This window comes from Micromonospora sp. DSM 43699 (assembly GCF_055517075.1).
Genome location: NZ_JBTMMT010000016.1, coordinates 1 through 19,339, shown reverse-complemented (window position 1 = coordinate 19,339; position 19,339 = coordinate 1). Strand labels below are relative to the sequence as shown.

The window sequence follows — 19,339 nt, the reverse complement described above, 5'->3', positions numbered from 1 at the left end:
GAGAACTGACCGAACGGACAGTGACTACCCGTAGCCTTTCTGCTTCCGGCCGGCTGTTCGACGGACAGCCACCGGGGCCACCAGATCGGCACTCTTGGGTCATCCCCGTTCACCTTCCGTGAGGGCCCTCGACCATGTCGCAGCTCCTGCCCGCCGCCCGGTCCGACGTCCCGACGACCGCCCCGGCGCCTTCGACCGCTCCACCGGAGCCGGCCGCCGCCCACGTCGTCGTCACCAGCCCCGGGGCGCGTACCGCCGTGGTGGGCCTCGGTTACGTGGGCCTGCCGACCAGCCTGGCCCTGGTCGCCAGCGGATCCCGGGTGATCGGCGTCGACATCGCCCCGGCCCGGCTCGACGACATCCGGGCCGGCCGGGCCGACCTGCTCGACGACGACCAGGAGCGACTGCGCGAGACGCTGCAGGCCGCCGACCCCGCCCTGCGCCTTACCACCGCGATCAGCGAGATCGCCGACGCCGACACGGTGCTGATCTGCGTGCCCACGCCGGTGGACAGGCACCTCGCCCCGGACCTCACCGCGTTGCGGGCCGCCTGCGCGGCGGTGGTCGCGCACGCCCGCCCCGGCCAGACCATCGTGCTCACCTCCACCAGCTACGTGGGCACCACCCGCGACCTGCTGGTCGCGCCGCTGGCCGCCCGGGGTCTGCGGGTCGGGCAGGAGGTCTGGGTGGCCTTCGCCCCGGAGCGGGTCGACCCCGGCAACGACCGGCACCGCCAGGAGCTCACCCCCCGGGTCGTCGGCGGGACCACCCCGGACTGCACCGCGCGGGCCGCCGCCGCGCTGGCCCGGATCACCCCCCTGGTGCACCGGCTCGGTTCGCCCGAGGCCGCCGAGATGACCAAGCTGCTGGAGAACACCTTCCGGGCGGTCAACATCGCCCTGGCCAACGAGTTCGCCGACCTCTGCCGGGACCTGCACCTGGACGTCACCGAGGTGATCGACGGGGCGGACACCAAGCCGTACGGGTTCATGGCCTTCCAGCCCGGCCCCGGGGTGGGCGGGCACTGCATCCCCTGCGACCCGCACTACCTGCTCTGGCAGGTACGCGGGCAGCGCCGCGAGGCGCCGCTGATCGAGACCGCCATGCGGGGTATCGCCGCCCGCCCCCGCCGGGTCGTCGACCGGATCCGGGAACTGCTCGCCGGGGCCGGTCGTCCCCTGCTCGGCGCGCGGGTGCTGCTCGTCGGCGTGACGTACAAGCCCGGGGTCGCCGACGTCCGGGAGTCTCCGGCGTTGGAGATCATCGGCGAGCTGGTCCGGGCCGGCGCGGACGTCGGCTTCGTCGACGACCTCGTCGCCTCGGTCCGCACCCCCGACGGCGGCGTCCTGCACCGGGTGGCCGACCATGCCGACCGGGAGTGGGACCTGGTGGTCGTGCACACCGCCCAGCCCGGCCTGGACGAGTCGTGGCTGCGCGGGCAGCCCATGGTGCTCGACGCCACCTACCGGCTGGCCGGGCTGCCCCGGCGCGAGGTCGTCTGAGATGCCGGTGACCGCCCCGGTCCGGCGCGGCCTGCGCCGGCTGCTCACCGTGCTCGCGCTGCTCCCGCTGATAGCCCTGCTGGCCCGGCAGTTGCCCCTGCTGCCGTACGCGCCGCTGCTGGCGTTCTACGGGTTCGCCGTGCTCACCGCCACCGTGGCGGTGTTCTACCTGGCCTACGCCCGGTACGTGGACCCCAGCGAGGCCCCGGCGCAGCCCCGGCACACCGCCGAGTTCCCGCCGCTACCCCCGGCCCCCCTGGTCAGCCTGCTGGTGGCGGTCAAGGACGAGGCGGACGGGATCGAGGCGTGCGTACGCTCGATGACCGGCAGCGACTTCCGACCGTTGCAGGTGATCGTGGTCGACGACGGCTCCACCGACGGCACCGCCGAGGTGCTGGACCGGCTCGCCGCCGAACTCCCGGTCACCGTGCTGCACCTGCCCCGTAACGTCGGCAAGAAGCGGGCCCTGGTGCACGCCGCCCGACACGCCACCGGCGACGTGCTCGCCTTCACCGACTCCGACTGCGTGCTCGCCCCGGACGCGCTGGGACGCTGTGTCGAGGCCCTGCTGCGGCAACCGGACCTCGGCGCGGTCAGTGGGCACGCCCGCGCGCTCAACCCCGACGAGTCCCTGCTCACCCGGGTGCAGGACGTCTGGTACGAGGGTCAGTTCCGGGTCTCCAAGGCGGCCGAGGCGTCGTTCGGGGCGGTCACCTGCGTCTCCGGCCCGCTGGCGGTGTTCCGCCGGGAGGCGGTGCTCAACTACCTGCCCGCCTGGGCGGCCGACCGGTTCCTCGGCGGCGAGTTCCGCTTCGCCACCGACCGGCAGCTCACCGGCTACGTCCTCGGGCAACGCTGGATCGGCGACCGGCTCAAGCGGCGCTTCGCCGACTCGCCGTTCGTCCGCGACGAGGACCACCCGCCCCGCGCCTGGCGGGTCGGCTACGTCCGCTCCGCGAAGGTGTGGACGACGGTGCCGGCCCGGCTGCGGCCGTTCCTGCGCCAGCAGACCCGCTGGAAGAAGAGCTACGTGCGGAACCTCTTCTTCACCGGCACGTTCATGTGGCGGCGTGGCCCCGGCCCGGCCGCGCTCTACTACGGACACGCGCTCTGGGTGGCGCTGGCCCCGGCGATGGCCTTCTCCCACCTGGTCTGGGCGCCGTTGCGTGGCTGGTGGGCGGTGCCGTTGCTCTACCTCTGCGGGGTGCTGCTCAAGGGCACCGCCTGGGGGCTGGCGTACCGGCTGGACAACCCCGGTGACCCACGGTGGGCGTACCGGCCGTTGATGAGCGTGCTCTCCGCCACCATGCTGTCCTGGCTGCTGCCCTGGTCGGTGGGGACGATCCGCCGCGGCGTGTGGTCAAGGAGCACGGTGTGAACGCCGGCCGTGGGCTGCTGACCCGGCTGGCCCGGGTGGCGATCACCCTGGCCGGGGTGGCGGCGCTGGTGCTGCTCTACGCGGTGGTCTTCTCCCGGGGGGAGGTGCTCCGATGAGCCGGTTCTGGCCCCGCGCGCTGGGCAGGCTGCTGTCGGTGGTCACCCTGCTGGTGGTCGCGGCGCCCTTCGGGGTGTCCTGGTACCTCGACGACCTGCGACGCCATGTCAGCGGGCAACGGGACACCCCGGTCACCCGGGTCGACCCCGCCGACCTGCGCCGCTGGGCCGAGACGGCCGGACGGCTGCCGGAGCGGGCCGCGCCGGTAGTCGTGGCGTACCACGACATCCGGCCGCACGGCGACGACCCGGCAGCGACCGAACCCGGTGGCCGGGAGCACTACGTGGTCACCCCGGAGGCGTTCGACGCCCAGCTCACCGCGCTGCGCACGGCCGGCTACCGGACGATCTCCTCGGCCCAGTACGTCGACTACCTCGCCGGCGGCACCGTGCCGGACCGCTCGGTCTACCTGACCTTCGACGACGGCACCCGGGGGCTCTGGGCGTACGCCGACCCGATCCTGGAACGGCACCACATGGTGGCCGCCTCCTACCTGATCACCGGGCAGGTGGACACCCACCGGCCGTACTACCTGAGCTGGGCGGAGGTCACCCGGATGAGCCGCTCCGGCCGGTGGGACTTCCAGGCGCACACCCACGACCTGCACACCCGGGTGCAGACCGCGCCGGGGCGGCTCGGCTCCCCGTTGACCCACCGACGCTGGGAACCGGCCACCGGTGCGCAGGAGAGCCTGGCCGACTACCAACGGCGGCTGACCGCCGACTTCGACGCGATGTTCACCGCGTTCGACGTCCATGACCTGCCCCGCCCGCGGCTGTTCGCGTACCCCTTCTCCGAGGTCGGCGACGCGACGACCGACCCGGAGGCCGCCGCGTTCAGCCGCGACCTGATCGCCGCGCGGTTCGTCGGCGCGCTGACCAACAAGTCGCTCGCCCCGGCACCGAGCAGCCGCCGGTCGGCGGCCGAGGGGCAGGTCGAGCGGGCCGAGGTGTACGCCACGACCGGGGCCGCCGAACTGGTCAGCGCGGTCGTCGAGCGGACGGCCCTGCCCGCCGAGGTGCCCGACCCGTTCGCCCGCGCCTGGGACTGGCGCGACCAGCACGGCGAGCCGATGACCGAGCTGTCCCCGCTGACCGCCGGCCGGTTCACCGCCGACAGCCCGCGCCGCGCCTACGGCACGCTGCTCGCCTACGCCAGCGCGGACTGGACCGGTTACACGGCCGACGCCACCGTGCGCGGCCTACGGGCCGACGGCGGCACGGTCACCCTGCTGGTCGGGGTGGACGGCGACGCCACGGTCTCGGTGCGGGTGACACACGGCCGGGTGACGCTGCTGCGCGCCGGCCGGGTGGTCGCCGAGACAGCGCTGACCCCGGCCAGCACCCACCGCATCGCGGTCACCGTGCGCGACGGCGAGACCGTCGCCCTGGTCGACGGCGGCCCGGCCCTGCGGGTGGCCACCCCCACCGGACCGGGGGCCACCGGTGGGCTCGCCGTGGCGATCGACGACGCCGAGGGCCGCCCCCACCCGTCGGTCGCGACCCTCGCCGTGACCGCTGCGGGATAAGGGGTGCGCCGCCACGTGGGTCGGCTGGCGGGAATGGTCGCTGCGCGAGCGGTCACTCCCGCCAGCCGGCCAGCTCCACCCCCTTGGCGAGCTCGACCCGGAAGCCGAGGGTGATCTCGCCGCGTTCCCCCGGCCCGAGCCGCAGCCGCCAGGTCAGCTCGCCCAGCTCGGTGCGCTCGTCGGGCGGTGGGACGACGGTGGCCTCCCGGACCACCACCGCCTCGTCGCGGGAGACCGGCACCTGGTCGCGGACCTCCACCGTCGCGGGTCGGGGGGTGTGGTTGGCCACGCGGATCCGGTACTCCACGTCCCGCCGCCGGGTCGAGCCGAGGGTGGCCCTGGTGTCGGCCCGGCGGGTCAGCTCGCGTTCCACCCGGACCCGGTCGTCCACCCCGAGCGCCACCTCGGTCTCCTCGCCGGGAGCCCAGGTCGGCAGCCGGGTGGCGGCGACGAAGTCGGCGTCGTGGAACACCGCCGCCGGACCGGGGAGCAGGGTGTGCGCCGAGGTGTTGCGGACGGTCGCCCGCAGGTGCGCCTCGGCCGCCCGGACCGGCACGGTCACGTGGTCCAGGACGACAGGCAGGTCCAGCACCGCGATGACGGCCCGGTAGGCGCTGCCGTCGGCGGGCACCGCCACCGCACGGACCGGCCGGTAGGTCGCCGCGGTGACCCCCTGCTCGACCTCGGCCACACTCTCCCGCACGCTGGGGCGCGGGGCCCCCGCACGGGCCACCCCACCCCCGCCGGCCGGGGCCGCACCGGGTGCCGGGGGCGGCGGCGCGCCGAAGCTCGCCGCCGCCATCGCCGGCACCCGCCGGACCCGGTCGAGATACCAGGGCGACAACTCGGGTACGCCGGCAGCCGCCGCCGGGCGCGCGGTGGAGAGCTGGAGCGCGCACTCCGGCCAGTCCTCGCCGGTGTCCTGGGTGACCAGGCCGAACCAGGTCACCGCCATGGTGTCCCCGGCCAGCCGCAGGTCGTAGGAGGACTGCCAGCGTGCCCCGTCGACCAGGTAGCTCAGCTCCAGGTCCACTTCGGTGTCGTCGGCGTCCACCGCCACCGTCACCTCGGCGGCCAGCCGGTCCGGTTCCCGCTTGCCGCTCGCGCCGGCCAGGTCCCGCTCGACGGCCGACAACTCCTCGGTCAGCTCGGTGCGCCGCCGGGCCAGCCCGCGTCGGCGGCGGTGCGACCCGGCGAGCTGGGCGGCCACCGAGTCGGCGAAGGTGGCCACGTCGGCCGGGCCGGTGTCACCGGCGGCCAGTGTGCGGGCGTACGTGCCGCCGGCCCGGTCGGCCAGCCGGGCGAGGAACTGCCGCCGCTGCGTCTCGACCTCGGCGTCGTCGTCGACCTCGGCCAGTTCGTCGGCCAACTCCCGGGCCCGTTGCGTCAGTTCGCCGACCTGACCGTCGGTGCTGCGGGGCTGCCGCCAGGTGCTCACCTCCACGCCGAGGACGGTGACCGCGCCCCCGCCCCCGACCCGCAGGGAGTCCCGCCGCAGCCGCAACGGCAGGGGTGCGATCCGGACCCGGTGCTCGCCGGCGGGCAACCGGATGCTCCCCCGGCGGGTGACCCGGGCCCGGTCCGGATAGACGGTGACCGCTACCACGGGTGCTTCGATCTCCACGGAATCCACGGCGGCGAGGGTAACCGGACCGCGCTCGTGACCACGCGACGCCGGTCCGTGGCGCGATCCGCCTGATCGGGCTCGATCCTGGAAGCAGTCCCCTCGATCGCGGCAGGATGCCACTACAACGCGGATCGAGCGCGATCATGGCGGTATCCGGTCAGCCCGGCCGACCGGTGACCGGTTACGCCGGTGGGAGGCAGACGATGTCCAGCCGGCGGGGGCCGTGCACGCCCTCCACCCGGTTCAGCTCGATGTCGCTCGTCGCGGAGGGTCCGGAGATCATCGTCAGCGGGCGGGTGGGGTCGGACAGCGCGATCACCAGATCGGGCACGTCGGCCACGATCTGCTCGGCGCGTACCACGCAGACGTGGTGGTCGGGGACCAGGGTCAGCAGCCGCCGGCCCTGCGCCGCGCCCCCGTCGAGCACCAGGGTGCCGGTCTCGGCGACGGCGAGCGCGCAACCGGTCAGGACGGCCAGCCCGGGGGCGTCCAGCTCGGCGGCGGTGAGGGTGTCGCCGGAGAGCGTGGGCGGGCCCAGCCGGGTGGTCCAGTCCGGCGGCGTCCCGGCCGGCAGCACCACCCCGGACGCCCCGGCGAGCAGGGTGGCGAGCAGGTCGGGCAGCTCCGCCGGGGTGCACTGGCGCACGCCGGCACGGTAGTCCCCGGCCCGGACGGCGAAGAGCGCGGACAGGTCAGGAGCCACGGGTCCGGCTCCACCAGTCGCGGAAGGACTCGTCGGCCGGCAGCGGGGCGTCCCGGTGCGTCGTCCACGCCGACAGCGGCCACGGTGCCCGGCGCAGCCGCCCGCCGTGCCGCCGGGTCAGCACCCGCAGCGGCCGCCCGCCCGCCCGGGCCGTCCGCAACGCCGCCCGCCACCGGCGACGGTCGCGCATCGTCCAGGCAAGCCATGCCATCGCCGCCCGTTCGGCCGCCGGCTTCGGACCCTGCTGGCGCAGGTGCACCAGGATCGCCGGAATGTCGATCTTGACCGGACAGACGTCGTAGCAGGCCCCACAGAGCGTCGAGGCGTACGGCAGTGTCGCGTTGTGGCCGGCGTCCTGACCGGTGAGCTGGGGCGACAGGATCGCACCGATCGGCCCGGGATAGACCGAGCCGTAGGCGTGGCCGCCGACCCGCTCGTAGACCGGGCACACGTTCAGGCAGGCCGAGCAGCGGATGCAGCGCAGCGCCGCCCGGCCCACCGGGTCCGCCGCGATCCGGCGGCGACCGTTGTCCAGCAGCACGACGTGCAGCCGGCGCGGCCCGTCCCCCGGGGTCACCCCGGTGAAGATCGAGGTGTACGGGTTCATCCGCTCACCTGTCGACGAACGCGGTAGCAGGCGCAGGAAGTCACCCAGGTCGGCGAAGCGGGGCAGCAGCTTCTCCACCCCGACCACGGCGATCAGGGTGTCCGGCAGGGTCAGGCACATCCGGCCGTTGCCCTCGGACTCCACCACCACCAGCGAGCCGGTCTCGGCCACCGCGAAGTTGGCCCCGCAGATCGCCACCCGGGCCGCCAGGAAGGTACGCCTCAGATAGTCCCGGGCAGCGCCGGCCAGCACCGCCGGGTCGTCCGAGTCGGCGGTGAAGCCGGGCATCCGGCGGGCGAAGATCTCCCGGATCTGCCCCCGGTCGTAGTGGATCGCCGGCACCAGGATGTGCGACGGGGTGTCGTCGGCGAGTTGCACGATCAGCTCGGCCAGGTCGGTCTCCACCGCCGTCACCCCGGCCGCCGCCAGCGCCTCGTTGAGGCCGATCTCCTGGGTCGCCATCGACTTGACCTTCACCACCCGGTCGACGCCCTGCGCCCGGACCAGCTCGGTGACCACCGCGTTGGCGGCGGCGGCGTCCACCGCATGGTGCACCGTCGCCCCGGCGGCGGTGGCCGCCCGCGCGAACTGGGCCACCAGCTGCGGCAGCCGGTCGATCACGTCGTCCTTGACCCGGGCCGCCCGGTCGCGCAACCGTTCCCAGTCCGGCACCTCGGCCACCACCGCGGCCCGCTTCTCCCGGATGGTGCGGGTGGCCCGGCCCAGGTTCGCCCGGAGCCGGGTGTCGCGCAGCGCGCTGGCCGCCGCCCGGGGGAAGGGGGTGACCGCCACGATGGGCAGCTTTCGGCCCCGCTGGGGGCGTGCTCGCGTCACCTCCCCTCCCCGACGCCGGTCGCGGCGAGGATCTCGGCATAGTGGACGGGTCGCGGGGCACCGGGTCGGCGGGCCAGTCCCCCACCGATGTGGGCCAGGCAGGAGCTGTCGGCGGCGGCCAGGTAGTCGGCGCCGGTGGTCACCGCGTGGTCGCACTTGTCGGCCAGCATGGCACCGGAGACGGCGGCGTTCTTCAGCGCGAAGGTGCCGCCGAAGCCGCAGCACTGCTCCGGCTCGGGCAGTTCCCGCAGCTCCAGGTCGCGCACCGCGCCGAGCAGCCGCAGCGGCCGGTCGCCCAGCCGCAGCATCCGCAGCCCGTGGCAGGTCGGATGGTAGGTGACCCGGTACGGGAAACGGGCCCCCACGTCGGTCACCGCGAGCACGTCCACCAGCAGCTCGGACAGCTCGTACACCGGCAGGCCGGTGTGCGCCCGCAGGTGGGCCACGCAGGAACCGGACGGGGAGACCACGACGTCGTGGCCGGCGAACGCCGCCTCGGTGGCCCGCTCCAGGGCACGGGCCGGAGCCGGGTGGCCGGTGTTGGCGTGCAACTGCCCGCAGCAGCTCTGCGCGGCGGGGAAGGTCACGGTGTGGCCGAGCCGTTCCAGCACCGTCACGGTGGCGATGCCGACACGCGGGAAGAACGCGTCGTTGAGGCAGGTGACGAACAACGCGATGCGCACCGAGCCCCCTCGTCCGCCTGCGGGCCGTGATCGACGAGATCGTATATGTTCTATGGAGTTCGGTGCGAGGTGCGACATCCCGCGGTTTCGTCGGCCGGGCGGGCCGCCGGACCGCCGATCGTAGCGGCGTACCGGTCCCGGTGGGCGCTCGATGCGGGTGCGGCGTCCTCCGGTCCACGCCGCCCGCGGGTACGAGGTGCCGAGATGACGGATTTCCACGGTCTGGTGGCCGCGGTCACCGGTGGTGGTTCGGGCATCGGCGCGGCAGTCGCCGACCTGCTGGCCGAACGCGGGGCGCGGGTCGCCGTCCTCGATCGCGACCCCGGTGTCGGCGGGGCGCACCTGCGGCTCACCGCCGACGTCGGCGGCCCGCTGGAGCAGGCCATGGACCGGGTCGCCGCGACCCTGGGTGGTCTCGACGTGCTGGTGAACTGCGCGGCGATCAGCGCGGTCGGGTCGGTGGAGACCGCCGACGACGCCGAGTGGCACCGCTGTCTGGACGTCAACGTCGTCGGGGTCGCCCGGGCCTGCCGGGCCGCCCTGCCGCACCTGCGCCGCTCGACCAGTGCGGCCATCGTCAGCATCACCTCGATCGCGGCGACGGCGGGGCTGGTGGACCGGGCGGTCTACTCCGCCACCAAGGGCGCGGTGCACGCGCTGAGCCTGGCCATGGCCGCCGACCTGGTCGGCGACGGCATCCGGGTGTGCACGGTGGCGCCGGGCACGGTGGACACCCCGTGGGTGGCCCGGCTGCTCGCCGGCGCAGCCGACCCGACCGCGGAGAAGCGCCGGCTGGCCGCCCGGCAGCCCACCGGCCGGCTGGTCACCGCCGACGAGGTCGCCCGGGCGGTGGCGTTCCTGGCCTCTCCGCTGTCCGGGGCGACCACCGGCACCGCGCTGGCCGTCGACGGCGGCATGTCCGGCCTGCGGCTGGTCCGCTGATCCGGCCGGACGGCGGCCGGGAAGACGGCGTTCCCGGGCGACGGTCCGCAGCCCGCCGGTCAGGCCGCCGCCATGGTGACCCGCTGCCGGCCCAGGCCGTCCACCTCGACCTCCACCACGTCACCGGGCCGCAGGTAGGGGAACCGGCCGGAGAGACCGACCCCCTCCGGCGTACCGGTGTTGATCACGTCGCCGGGGTCGAGCACCATGTACTGCGACAGATGCCAGATCAGGTACGCCACGTCGAAGACCATGTCCCCGGTGCGGGAGTCCTGCCGGGGCTCACCGTTGACCCAGGAACGTAGTCCGAGGTCCTGCACGTCGGCGATCTCGTCCGGGGTGACCAGCCACGGGCCGAGCGGTTGGAAGGTCTCGCAGGACTTCCCCTTGGACCACTGACCGCCGGAGTCGCGCAGTTGGAAGTCGCGTTCGGACACGTCGTTGGAGACGAGGTAACCCGCGACGTGGGCCAGGCTCTGCGCGGGCGACTCCAGGTAGCGGGCCCGCCGGCCGATGACCACGGCCAGCTCGACCTCCCAGTCGGTGGCGGTCGCGCCGCGCGGCACCAGCACCTCGTCGTACGGGCCGACGACGGTGTTGGGGGCCTTGTAGAAGACGATCGGGGTCTCCGGCGGGGCGACCCCGGACTCGGCGGCATGCGCGGCGTAGTTCTGCCCCACGCAGAGCACCACGCCGGGCCGGGCCACCGGCGGGCCGATCCGCAGGCCCGAGACGTCCACCTCCGGCAGGTCACGCGCCGCCCGCACCCTGGCCGGGCCGTCGGAGGCGAGGAAGGCGGCGTCGATGTCCGGGGTGAGCGCGGACAGGTCGTAGTGTCTGCCGTCGGCGTACAGCACCGGCCGCTCCGCGCCGGCCGGACCCACCCGCATCAGCCTCATCCGATGACCTCTCCCGATCGGGCACGTCGTCAGCGCCATCCAGGATCGTAGATCACCCAGGACCGCCCGGCCGGCGCCTGGGCCGGTGCCCGACAGCGCCCGTGCCCCGACACGGCAGCGGGATGCCCGGTGGGGGGACCCGAGCCGTGCCCGGCCCTCCACTGACGATCGCCTACGCTGTCGGGCCCGACATCACCGCAGCCGAGGGACGAGACACATGATGGATCCGACATTCACCACCGGGGTACCACACGCGGCGCGGGCGGGCGCGCTGATCCTCGCGAGCCTGCTGATGGTGACCGGCTGTTCGGGCACCATCGAGCCCGGCCGCTCGGGGTCGGACGGGACGCCGCCGCGCCCCAGCCCTGCCGCCATGCGCCTGGACAAGCCGACGAAGGTGCTGGGCACCTGGAACGAATCGCTCGACCGGCGACTGACACAGGTCGCCCAGAGCAACATGGGGGAGCTCAAGAGGCTGCTCGACGGTGAACCGCTCAGCGCGCTGGGCACCGCCTACATCCCGGTCAAGGAGGAGCACTCGGCCGAACTCGGGCTGTACCGACCCGGCGACGAGCGCGTCGTCCTGCTCAGCGGGGTCTCCGGCACGGTCGCCGACCCTGAGCGGACCCTGGACCTCGTGTTCACCCGACTCACGGCCATCACGGGCGTGACACCGGTCCCCCCGGGACCGATCGGCGGGTCCGCCCGTTGCGGGGAGGGCCAGAGCAGCGGTGCCCGGGTCGACGTCTGCGCCTGGGCCGACCGGCACACGCTCGGTATGGTCCACCTCTTCCGCTTTCCGCAGACCGCACACCCGGAAGAGACTCTCCGGCAGATCCGTGCTCAGACCGAGCACACTGTGCCATGAACGTGTGAGATTCGTTGGCGTTCCCCGAGCTGTCCAAGCTGCTCGACGAATGGTCGACCGCCTTCCGGGCCGCCGTCACCGCCGGACCGGCCGCCTCGACGAAGTCCACCTCGCCGGGCCCGGGAGATCGCGGTGCACACCTACGACGCCGAGGTCACCACGGGCACCCCGCGGCCGCTGCCGGACGAGTGACCCCCGACGATGTCGGGGAGTTCCTGTTCACCCGCTGCGCCACGACGGCGGCCTGGCCGCACGAGCCGGTCGCCGCCGACCACCACGCTACCGAGGGTCGTTCCTGGGCGGCGACCGGCGGCTCTTCGACCTGCTCGTGGCCTGGGACCCGGAGGTGTGGGAGCCGCCGGTAGCCCGGTCAGCTGGACGTGGTGGCGGGTTCCCCGGCGCCGCTCTCCGGTCCGACGGCGACCGGCGCGGCCTGCCGGTCGGCCAGGTGCTGGCGCAGCGACCAGGTCACCGCCGCCACCCAGAGCACCGCGACGACCAGGTAGCAGGCGTAACGGGCGGCAGCCGGCGCGGCGATCCAGTCGCTGCGCAGCAGGGTCCGGATGTTGGTCAGCACGATGACCCCGCCGACGGCGGAGCCGAGGACCCGGGGCGGGACCAGCCGCACCAGCCAGGCGGCGATCGGCGCGGCGATCATGCCACCGAGCAGCAGCGCGCCCACCCAGCCGAAGTTGATGTTCGCCGAGCCGATGCCGGCCAGGAATCCGAGGCTGGCGGCGACCGCCACCAGGAACTCGCTGGTGTCGATCGAGCCGATCACCCGGCGGGGCTCCAACCGGCCGCTGGCCAGGATCGCGGGGGTGCCGACCGGTCCCCAACCGCCGCCACCGGTGGCGTCGACGAAGCCCGCGACCAGCCCCAGTGGACCGAGGAAACGCTTGCGCAGGGGCAGCCCGACGCGTTCCCGGGGCAGTCCGGCGACGGTGAACCGGATCAGCACGTACAACCCGAGGGTGAGCAGGATCAGCGACATGATCGGGGCCGCGGTCTCGGTGGAGAGACGGGACAGGAAGGTCGCCCCGGCGAACGCGCCGACGGCACCCGGCACACCGACCCGGCGGACCACCGTCCAGTCGACGTTGCCGAACCGCCAGTGCGCGGCTCCGGAGACCAGGGTGGTGCCGATCTCGGCCAGGTGAACAGTTGCCGAGGCGCTCGCCGCCCCGGTGTTGAGGGCCAACAAAAGTGTTGTGGATGTCACACCGTACGCCATCCCGAGGCTGCCATCGACCAGTTGCGCACCGAGGCCGACGAAGGCAAGAAGAAGCAGGCTACGCACAATAACCGCCGATCCGGAAGATGAATGGGCAAGGCGGCCCCGCCGGGGGCGGACCACCGTGGAGGTGATGACCGTCTCGGCTGGTCGGGGCCGGTGCAGGAGTGGGCGCTGCCGGAGAAATCAGCATGCAGATCGCTCGGGCCGACTCGTTCGACAGCACGACAGACAGTGCATGAAACGTTCGTTAAGTGAGCTCGCCGACCGTCGGCAAAGGCTGGCGTCCGACCAGCCCAGCACCCTTCTCGGCGAAGCACTCAGGGACGACTCCCCCGCCGAGGACCACCGTCGAGGTCAGCGACGACGGGCGAGGCGAGGGCGGAGCGAGCAATTGCCCCCCGCCCCACCAGGCAACTTGATGATCGAAGCCAATCCCACCTCGCCTCACGAATGCCATAGCTAATCGATAGGGAATGCCGGCATGAATGCCGATACGGATCTTTGAGGCTCACCACAATCGATGGCAAGACCCGTTCCACATGGTGGGACAAAAGAGGAGTCGATCTCCACGACCAGGGGTTACCTGGGCAACGGAAAACAGTTTGGAAATAAATCTGTAAATGGCCGGACAACCCACGGTGACACGATCCGGTGACAGCGTCGATGCATCGACGAACATTTCGCCTGGCTGACCCGGTGGCATATCCCGTAGCCTTTGTAGGAAATCTTCAGCCGCACCGTCCAGATCGTTGGATTTAACCGGGACGTAACTGGGCGACGCTAGGTTGTGACTCAGCGCGACATTCACTGCCGCAAATCCACTGCACTCGCCGGTGTCTCGCCGGCAAATCCCCCCCGTCACCACGCGATCCTTCGCGACCGAAGTGGGAGCCCGATGAGTAGCGCACCGTACACGCGTGACCTGATCCTGGTCGTCAATCCCGTCGGCATCCTCGAACCCGGCCCACGGATCACGGCGGCCACCGCCACCGGCGGCGGACTGGGCGTCATCGACCTGGCCACCGGCGACGACTGGGTGTTGCGGGCGCTCACCCGGGCCGTCGACTGGTCACCCACCCCGATCGGCATCCGGGTGCCGGCGGGGTGCCGGGCCACCCCCGCTGAAGTGGAGCGTGCCTCGTCCGGCCGGGTGGACCTGGTCGTGGTCGAACCGGCCAGCCCCTGGCCACTGGCCGAGATCACCGCACACCACCGGGTGCTCGTGGAGGTGACCAGCCGGGCCGAGGCCCACGCCGCAGCGGCGGCCGGCGCACACGGGCTGATCGCCCGGGGCATGGAGGCCGGCGGGCGGGTCGGTGAGCTCAGCTCCTTCGTCCTGCTCCAGCAGCTCGTCGCCGACGACACCCTCGACCTGCCGGTCTGGGTGGCCGGCGGGATCGGCCCGCGTACCGCCGGCGCCTGCCTGGTCGGCGGCGCGGCCGGCGTCGTCCTGGACACCCAGCTCGCCCTGATGCCCGAGTCGGAACTGCCGGCGGACGTCCAGGCGGTGATCCGGCGGATGGACGGCTCGGAGACCGTCCTGCGCGGCGGGATGCGGGGCATCCGCCGGGGCGGCCCGCACCAGGCGGACGCGGAACTGCTGCCCGTCGGCCAGGACGGTTGGCTGGCGGCTGCCTTCGCCGACCGTTGGCCGGACACCGCCACCGCCGTCCGGGGCATGCGCGCCGCGATGCTCGACGCCGTCGACGACCCGGCCGCCGCCGACCTGCTCCAGCCCGGCGCTCCCCTCGCGGCGGCCCTCGGGGTGCGGGTGCCCGTCGCCCAGGGTCCGATGACCCGGGTCAGCGACGAGGCCTCCTTCGCCGCCGCCGTCGCCGACGGTGGCGCACTGCCGTTCGTCGCGCTCGCCCTCAACTCGGCTGACCAGTGCCGCCGGCTGCTCACCGAGACCGCCGCCCGGCTCGGTGACCGGCCCTGGGGCGTCGGGGTGCTCGGCTTCGCCCCCGAGGAGCTGCGCGCCGCACAACTGGAGGTCATCCGCGAGATCCGGCCCGCCTGCGCGATCATCGCCGGAGGCCGGCCGCCGCAGGCGCGTGCCCTGGAGGAGCAGGGGATCAGCACCTTCCTGCACGTGCCCTCGCCCGGCCTGCTGCGCCAGTTCCTGCGCTCCGGGGCCCGCAAGTTCATCTTCGAAGGGGCCGAGTGCGGCGGGCACGTGGGGCCCCGCGCGAGCTTCCCGCTGTGGGAGGCCCAACTGGCGGTGCTCGACGAGTACCTGGACACCGAGCCCACCGCCGGCGCGCAGCTACAGATCTTCTTCGCCGGTGGGGTGCACGACGCCCGGTCGGCGGCGATGGTCGCCACGATGGCCGCGCCACTGGCCCGCCGGGGTGCCCGGATCGGCGTGCTGATGGGCACCGCCTACCTGTTCACCGCCGAGGCGGTGACCCACGGCGCGGTGCAGCCGCTGTTCCAACGCGAGGCGCTCACCGCCGAGCACACCGCACTGCTGGAGACCGCCCCCGGGCACGCCACCCGCTGCCTGCACACCCCGTTCGTCGACGACTTCCACCAGCTGCGTACCCAGCTGGAGAGCGCCGGGGTGGAGAACCGCGAGGTGTGGGAGCAGCTGGAGCTGCTCAACGTCGGCCGGCTCCGGATCGCCAGCAAGGGCCTGCGCCGCGCCGGCGACGTCGTCGAGGCCGTCGACGAGAACGTCCAGGCCAGCGACGGGCTGTTCATGGCCGGTCAGGTCGCCGTGCTGCGGAACACCGCCACCACGGTCGCCGCGCTGCACGACGAGGTCACCACCGAGGTACGGGGCTTCCACGCCGACCGGCTCGACGCCCTGCGGGCCCGACTCGCGCCACCGGCCGTCGAGATCGGACACGCGCCCGCCCCGCTGGACATCGCCATCGTCGGAATGGCCTGCATGCTGCCCGGCTCCCCCGACCTGGACAGCTTCTGGCAGACCGTGCTCAGCGGCGCCGACACGGTCACCGAGGTCCCCGCCGACAGGTGGGACGCCGACCACTACTACGCCCCCGAGGTCGGGCCGGGGCAGACCGGCCGGATCAGCGTCTCCAAGTGGGGCGGGTTCATCGAGCCGGTACCCTTCGACGCCATCGGTTACGGCATCCCGCCGGCCGCGCTGAGCAGCATCGACCCCACCCAACTGCTCGCCCTGGAGGTCTCCCACCGGGCTCTCGTCGACGCCGGCTACGCCTACGACGCCCCCGGCGCCGACCACGCCCGCACCGGCGTGGTGTTCGGCGCGGAGGCGGGCAGCGACATGGGGCACGCCCAGACCCTGCGCACCATGCTCCCGGCCTACCTCGGCGAGGTGCCCGAGCAGATGCAGGAGCTGCTGCCCACGGTCACCGAGGACAGCTTCCCCGGTGTGCTGGCCAACGTGATCGCCGGCCGGGTCGCCAACCGGCTCGACCTGGGCGGGCCGAACTACACCATCGACGCCGCCTGCGCCTCGTCCCTGGCCGCGATGGACGCCGCCTGCAAGGAACTGGTCAGCGGCGACAGCGACCTGATGATCTGTGGTGGGGCCGACCTGCACAACGGGGTCAACGACTACCTGATGTTCACCTCCGCGCACGCGCTCTCCCCCACCGGCCGGTCCCGCCCGTTCGACAGCACCGGTGACGGGATCGCGCTCGGCGAGGGCGTCGCCTGCGTCGTACTCAAGCGGTTGGCAGACGCCGAACGCGACGGCGACCGGATCTACGGCGTGATCAAGGGGCTCGGCGGGGCCAGTGACGGGCGGGCCCTCGGCCTGACCGCGCCACGCCCCGAAGGGCAGCGACGGGCCCTGGACCGGGCCTACCACCGCAGCGGCGTCTCGCCGCGGGAGGTGGGCCTGGTGGAGGCGCACGGCACCGGCACCGTGGTCGGCGACCGCACCGAACTGGAGACGCTGACCCGGATGTTCGTCGACGCCGGCGCCGCGCCGGGTGGCTGCGCACTGGGCTCGGTGAAGTCCCAGATCGGGCACACCAAGTGCGCCGCCGGGCTGGCCGGGCTGATCAAGGCGACACTCGCCCTCTACCACGGCGTCCGACCCCCGACCATCCACCTGGAACGGCCCAACCCGGCCTGGCACCCGCAGCAGAGCCCGTTCGCGTTCTTCACCGAGGCCCGCCCGTGGCCGGCACCGGCTGCCGAACGGATCGCCGGGGTCAGCGCCTTCGGCTTCGGCGGCACCAACTTCCACGTCGTGCTCGGCGCGTACCCGAACGCGCCGGAGCCCCGGCACGCGCAACGGATCTGGCCGGCGGAGCTGTTCTGCTTCCGGGGCACCGACCGGGCCGCCGCCCACCAACCGATCCGACAGCTGCTGGAGAGCCTGACCGGCGACCAGGCCCGGGACCGGCCGGGCCGGCTCGCCGAACTGGCCGCGTCGGTCGCCGCCAGGGCCGCCAACCGGCCCGGAGCCACCCAGGTCGCCGTGGTCGCCCGGGACCTGACCGAACTGGAGACCCTGCTGCACCGGGCCCTGGCCGGCGAGCACGACCCGACCCGGGGCCTGGTCCAGCCGACCGGGACCGACCCGGTGGAGCCGGGTCAGCTGGCGTTCCTCTTCCCCGGGCAGGGCAGCCAGCGCCCCGGCGCTCTCGGCGAACTCTTCGTCGCCTTCCCCGAACTGCGGCACTACCTCGAACTCGACAGGGCGGCGGCGGGGCTGCTCTTCCCGCCGGCAGCCTTCGACCAGGACTCCCGACGCGCCCAGGAGGACCGGGTACGCGACACCCGGATCGCCCAACCCGTGCTCGGCATCGGCGGCCTCGCCATGGACCACCTGCTGCGCCGGCTCGGGGTCCGCCCCGACATGACCGCCGGCCACAGCTACGGCGAACTCGTCGGCCTCTGCGTGGCCGGGGCGTTCGACGCGGCCACCCTGCTCGACCTCAGCCGGGAACGGGCGGCGGCCATCCTCGACGCCTGTGGCGAGGACCCGGGCACCATGGCGGCGGTCAACGCCACCGCCGACCAGGTCGCCCAGGTGCTCGCCGCCGCAAGCCTCACCAGCGAGGTGGTGCTGGCCAACCGCAACGCCCCGCTACAGGTGGTGCTCTCCGGCCCGACCGCGAAGGTGCGGGCGGCGGTGGTCGCGCTCAAGGAGGCCGGCCTCTCCGCCCGGGCCATCCCGGTGGCCTGTGCCTTCCACAGCCCGGTGGTGGCCGGCGCGGTGGAGACCTTCGCCGAGGTGCTCGCCGCCCGGCCGATCGCCGAACCGCGCATCCCGGTCTGGTCGAACCTGACCGCCGCACCGTACTCCGGCGACGCCGACCAGGTCCGCCACCACCTCGCCGAGCAGATCGGCGCACCGGTCCGCTTCGTCGAGCAGATCGAGGCGATGTACGCCGCCGGTGCCCGAATGTTCGTCGAGGTCGGCCCCGGTCAGGTGTTGAGCCGCCTGGTGCAGGCGGTGCTCGGCGACCGACCGCACCAGACGGTCACCTGCGAACGCGGCCCGGTCGACGGGCTGCGCGGATTCCTGATCTCGGTCGCCGAACTCGCCTGCGCCGGTGTTCCGGTCCGCCCCGACTGGCTGTTCCACGGTCGGGTCGCGGACCACACCGGCACCACCGCACCGACCCGTCGTCCGCTCTGGACGGTCGACGGCCAACTCGTCCGGGACCAGCACGGCAACTGTCTTCCCGGTGGCATGACCCCACCCCGACGGATCAAGGAGTTGTCGATGACCCCCGCCAACGGCACCGCCACCACCCCCGGCACCGCCACCGGCACCGTCAGCACCCCCGCACCGGTGACCGCCCGGGACATCCACGCCGGCGGCGAACCCGCACCGGCGGCTGTCCGGGACATCCGCGGCGAGCTGCTCAGTGAGTATCTGCGCACCACCCGGGAGATGATCGCCACCCAGCGGGACGTGATGCTCGCCTTCCTCGGCGACCCGGGCGGCCCACCGAACCCGCCGGTCGGGCAGCCGACCGGGACCTACCGGGTCGAGGGGTACGCGGCACTGCCTCCCGGGCCGACGTCCACCCCCGCCCCGGTCGCGACGCCCACCCCCGCCGCCAGGCCCGCCGTGGCACCGGCCCCCCGGCCCGCCATCGCCCCGACGCCGGCACCGGCACCGGCACCGATGCCCACCAGGACGGCGACCAACGGCGGCACGGCGGTGGCCACGGCGCCGGCCCCGACGATCACCCGGCCGGCCCCGGTCGCTCCGGACGTCGTGCCCGTCTCCCCTGCGGTCGGCGGTGTCGTCGCGCCCCCCGCCCCGGCCGTCGTCGCGCCCGCCGCCCCGGCCGGTCCGGGCATCGCCGAGTTCCAGCAGGCGATCCTCGCCGTGCTCAGCGAGCGCACCGGCTACCCCGTCGACCTCATCGAACTCGACCTCGACCTCGAAGCCGACCTCTCCATCGACTCCATCAAACGCGCCGAAGTCGCCGGCGAAGTCGCCCAACGCCTCTC

At 73.7% G+C, this 19,339-nt stretch carries 12 protein-coding genes; 6 read left to right on the top strand and 6 right to left on the bottom strand.

Annotation, left to right across the window (positions count from 1 at the left end):
* Positions 1-134 precede the first annotated feature (134 nt).
* The 3 genes from AC0AIB_RS11085 (at position 135) to AC0AIB_RS11075 (ending at position 4,525) form a co-directional block, all read left to right on the top strand.
* Positions 135-1,502 (top strand): nucleotide sugar dehydrogenase, encoded by a 1,368-nt coding sequence (locus AC0AIB_RS11085; protein ID WP_328347972.1) that lies wholly within the window; start codon positions 135-137, stop codon positions 1,500-1,502.
* A gap of 1 nt (position 1,503) precedes the next feature.
* A complete protein-coding gene (locus AC0AIB_RS11080; RefSeq protein WP_328347973.1) occupies positions 1,504-2,880 on the top strand; it encodes a glycosyltransferase family 2 protein in 1,377 nt (458 codons plus the stop codon).
* Positions 2,881-2,992: 112 nt separating this feature from the next.
* Positions 2,993-4,525: a polysaccharide deacetylase family protein gene (locus AC0AIB_RS11075; RefSeq protein ID WP_465096539.1), complete on the top strand. Its 1,533-nt coding sequence runs from the start codon at positions 2,993-2,995 to the stop codon at positions 4,523-4,525.
* 52 nt (positions 4,526-4,577) lie between these two features.
* On the opposite strand, the gene AC0AIB_RS11070 is transcribed toward AC0AIB_RS11075, so the two are convergent.
* The 4 genes from AC0AIB_RS11070 to AC0AIB_RS11055 all read right to left on the bottom strand — a co-directional run bounded on the left by AC0AIB_RS11070 (position 4,578) and on the right by AC0AIB_RS11055 (position 8,979).
* Positions 4,578-6,158, bottom strand: coding sequence for a DUF4139 domain-containing protein (locus AC0AIB_RS11070; RefSeq protein WP_465096538.1), 1,581 nt, complete (start codon positions 6,156-6,158; stop codon positions 4,578-4,580).
* 175 nt (positions 6,159-6,333) lie between these two features.
* Positions 6,334-6,855: a LutC/YkgG family protein gene (locus AC0AIB_RS11065; protein WP_328347978.1), complete on the bottom strand. Its 522-nt coding sequence runs from the start codon at positions 6,853-6,855 to the stop codon at positions 6,334-6,336.
* Complete coding sequence (locus tag AC0AIB_RS11060) at positions 6,845-8,296, bottom strand: lactate utilization protein B (RefSeq protein WP_465096537.1); 1,452 nt, start codon at positions 8,294-8,296, stop codon at positions 6,845-6,847. Before AC0AIB_RS11060 ends, AC0AIB_RS11065 begins: the two co-directional genes overlap by 11 nt.
* Positions 8,293-8,979, bottom strand: a complete 687-nt coding sequence (locus AC0AIB_RS11055) for a (Fe-S)-binding protein (RefSeq protein ID WP_328347982.1) — start codon at positions 8,977-8,979, stop codon at positions 8,293-8,295. Before AC0AIB_RS11055 ends, AC0AIB_RS11060 begins: the two co-directional genes overlap by 4 nt.
* Positions 8,980-9,183: 204 nt before the next feature.
* On the opposite strand from AC0AIB_RS11055, the gene AC0AIB_RS11050 reads away from it, so the two are divergent.
* Complete coding sequence (locus AC0AIB_RS11050; RefSeq protein ID WP_328347984.1) at positions 9,184-9,921, top strand: SDR family NAD(P)-dependent oxidoreductase; 738 nt, start codon at positions 9,184-9,186, stop codon at positions 9,919-9,921.
* Positions 9,922-9,980: 59 nt separating this feature from the next.
* On the opposite strand, the gene AC0AIB_RS11045 is transcribed toward AC0AIB_RS11050, so the two are convergent.
* Positions 9,981-10,820, bottom strand: a complete 840-nt coding sequence (locus tag AC0AIB_RS11045; protein WP_328347986.1) for a fumarylacetoacetate hydrolase family protein — start codon at positions 10,818-10,820, stop codon at positions 9,981-9,983.
* 217 nt (positions 10,821-11,037) lie between these two features.
* Between AC0AIB_RS11045 and AC0AIB_RS11040 the strand changes: the two genes are divergently transcribed.
* On the top strand, positions 11,038-11,688 hold the full coding sequence (locus tag AC0AIB_RS11040; protein ID WP_465096536.1) for a hypothetical protein: 651 nt from the start codon (positions 11,038-11,040) through the stop codon (positions 11,686-11,688).
* A gap of 370 nt (positions 11,689-12,058) precedes the next feature.
* Here AC0AIB_RS11040 and AC0AIB_RS11035 read toward each other — a convergent pair whose 3' ends face one another.
* Complete coding sequence (locus AC0AIB_RS11035; protein ID WP_328347990.1) at positions 12,059-12,988, bottom strand: sulfite exporter TauE/SafE family protein; 930 nt, start codon at positions 12,986-12,988, stop codon at positions 12,059-12,061.
* Between the two features lie 832 nt (positions 12,989-13,820).
* Between AC0AIB_RS11035 and AC0AIB_RS11030 the strand changes: the two genes are divergently transcribed.
* The coding region (locus tag AC0AIB_RS11030) for a beta-ketoacyl synthase N-terminal-like domain-containing protein (protein ID WP_465096535.1) at positions 13,821-19,339 on the top strand (5,519 nt) is incomplete at its 3' end.

Bases quoted from the DNA above. Each gene is read 5' to 3' on its own strand.
- AC0AIB_RS11085 (WP_328347972.1), top strand. From the start codon at position 135: ATGTCGCAGCTCCTGCCCGCCGCCCGGTCCGACGTCCCGACGACCGCC.
- AC0AIB_RS11080 (WP_328347973.1), top strand. From the start codon at position 1,504: ATGCCGGTGACCGCCCCGGTCCGGCGCGGCCTGCGCCGGCTGCTCACC.
- AC0AIB_RS11075 (WP_465096539.1), top strand. From the start codon at position 2,993: ATGAGCCGGTTCTGGCCCCGCGCGCTGGGCAGGCTGCTGTCGGTGGTC.
- AC0AIB_RS11050 (WP_328347984.1), top strand. From the start codon at position 9,184: ATGACGGATTTCCACGGTCTGGTGGCCGCGGTCACCGGTGGTGGTTCG.
- AC0AIB_RS11045 (WP_328347986.1), bottom strand. From the start codon at position 10,820: ATGAGGCTGATGCGGGTGGGTCCGGCCGGCGCGGAGCGGCCGGTGCTG.
- AC0AIB_RS11040 (WP_465096536.1), top strand. From the start codon at position 11,038: ATGATGGATCCGACATTCACCACCGGGGTACCACACGCGGCGCGGGCG.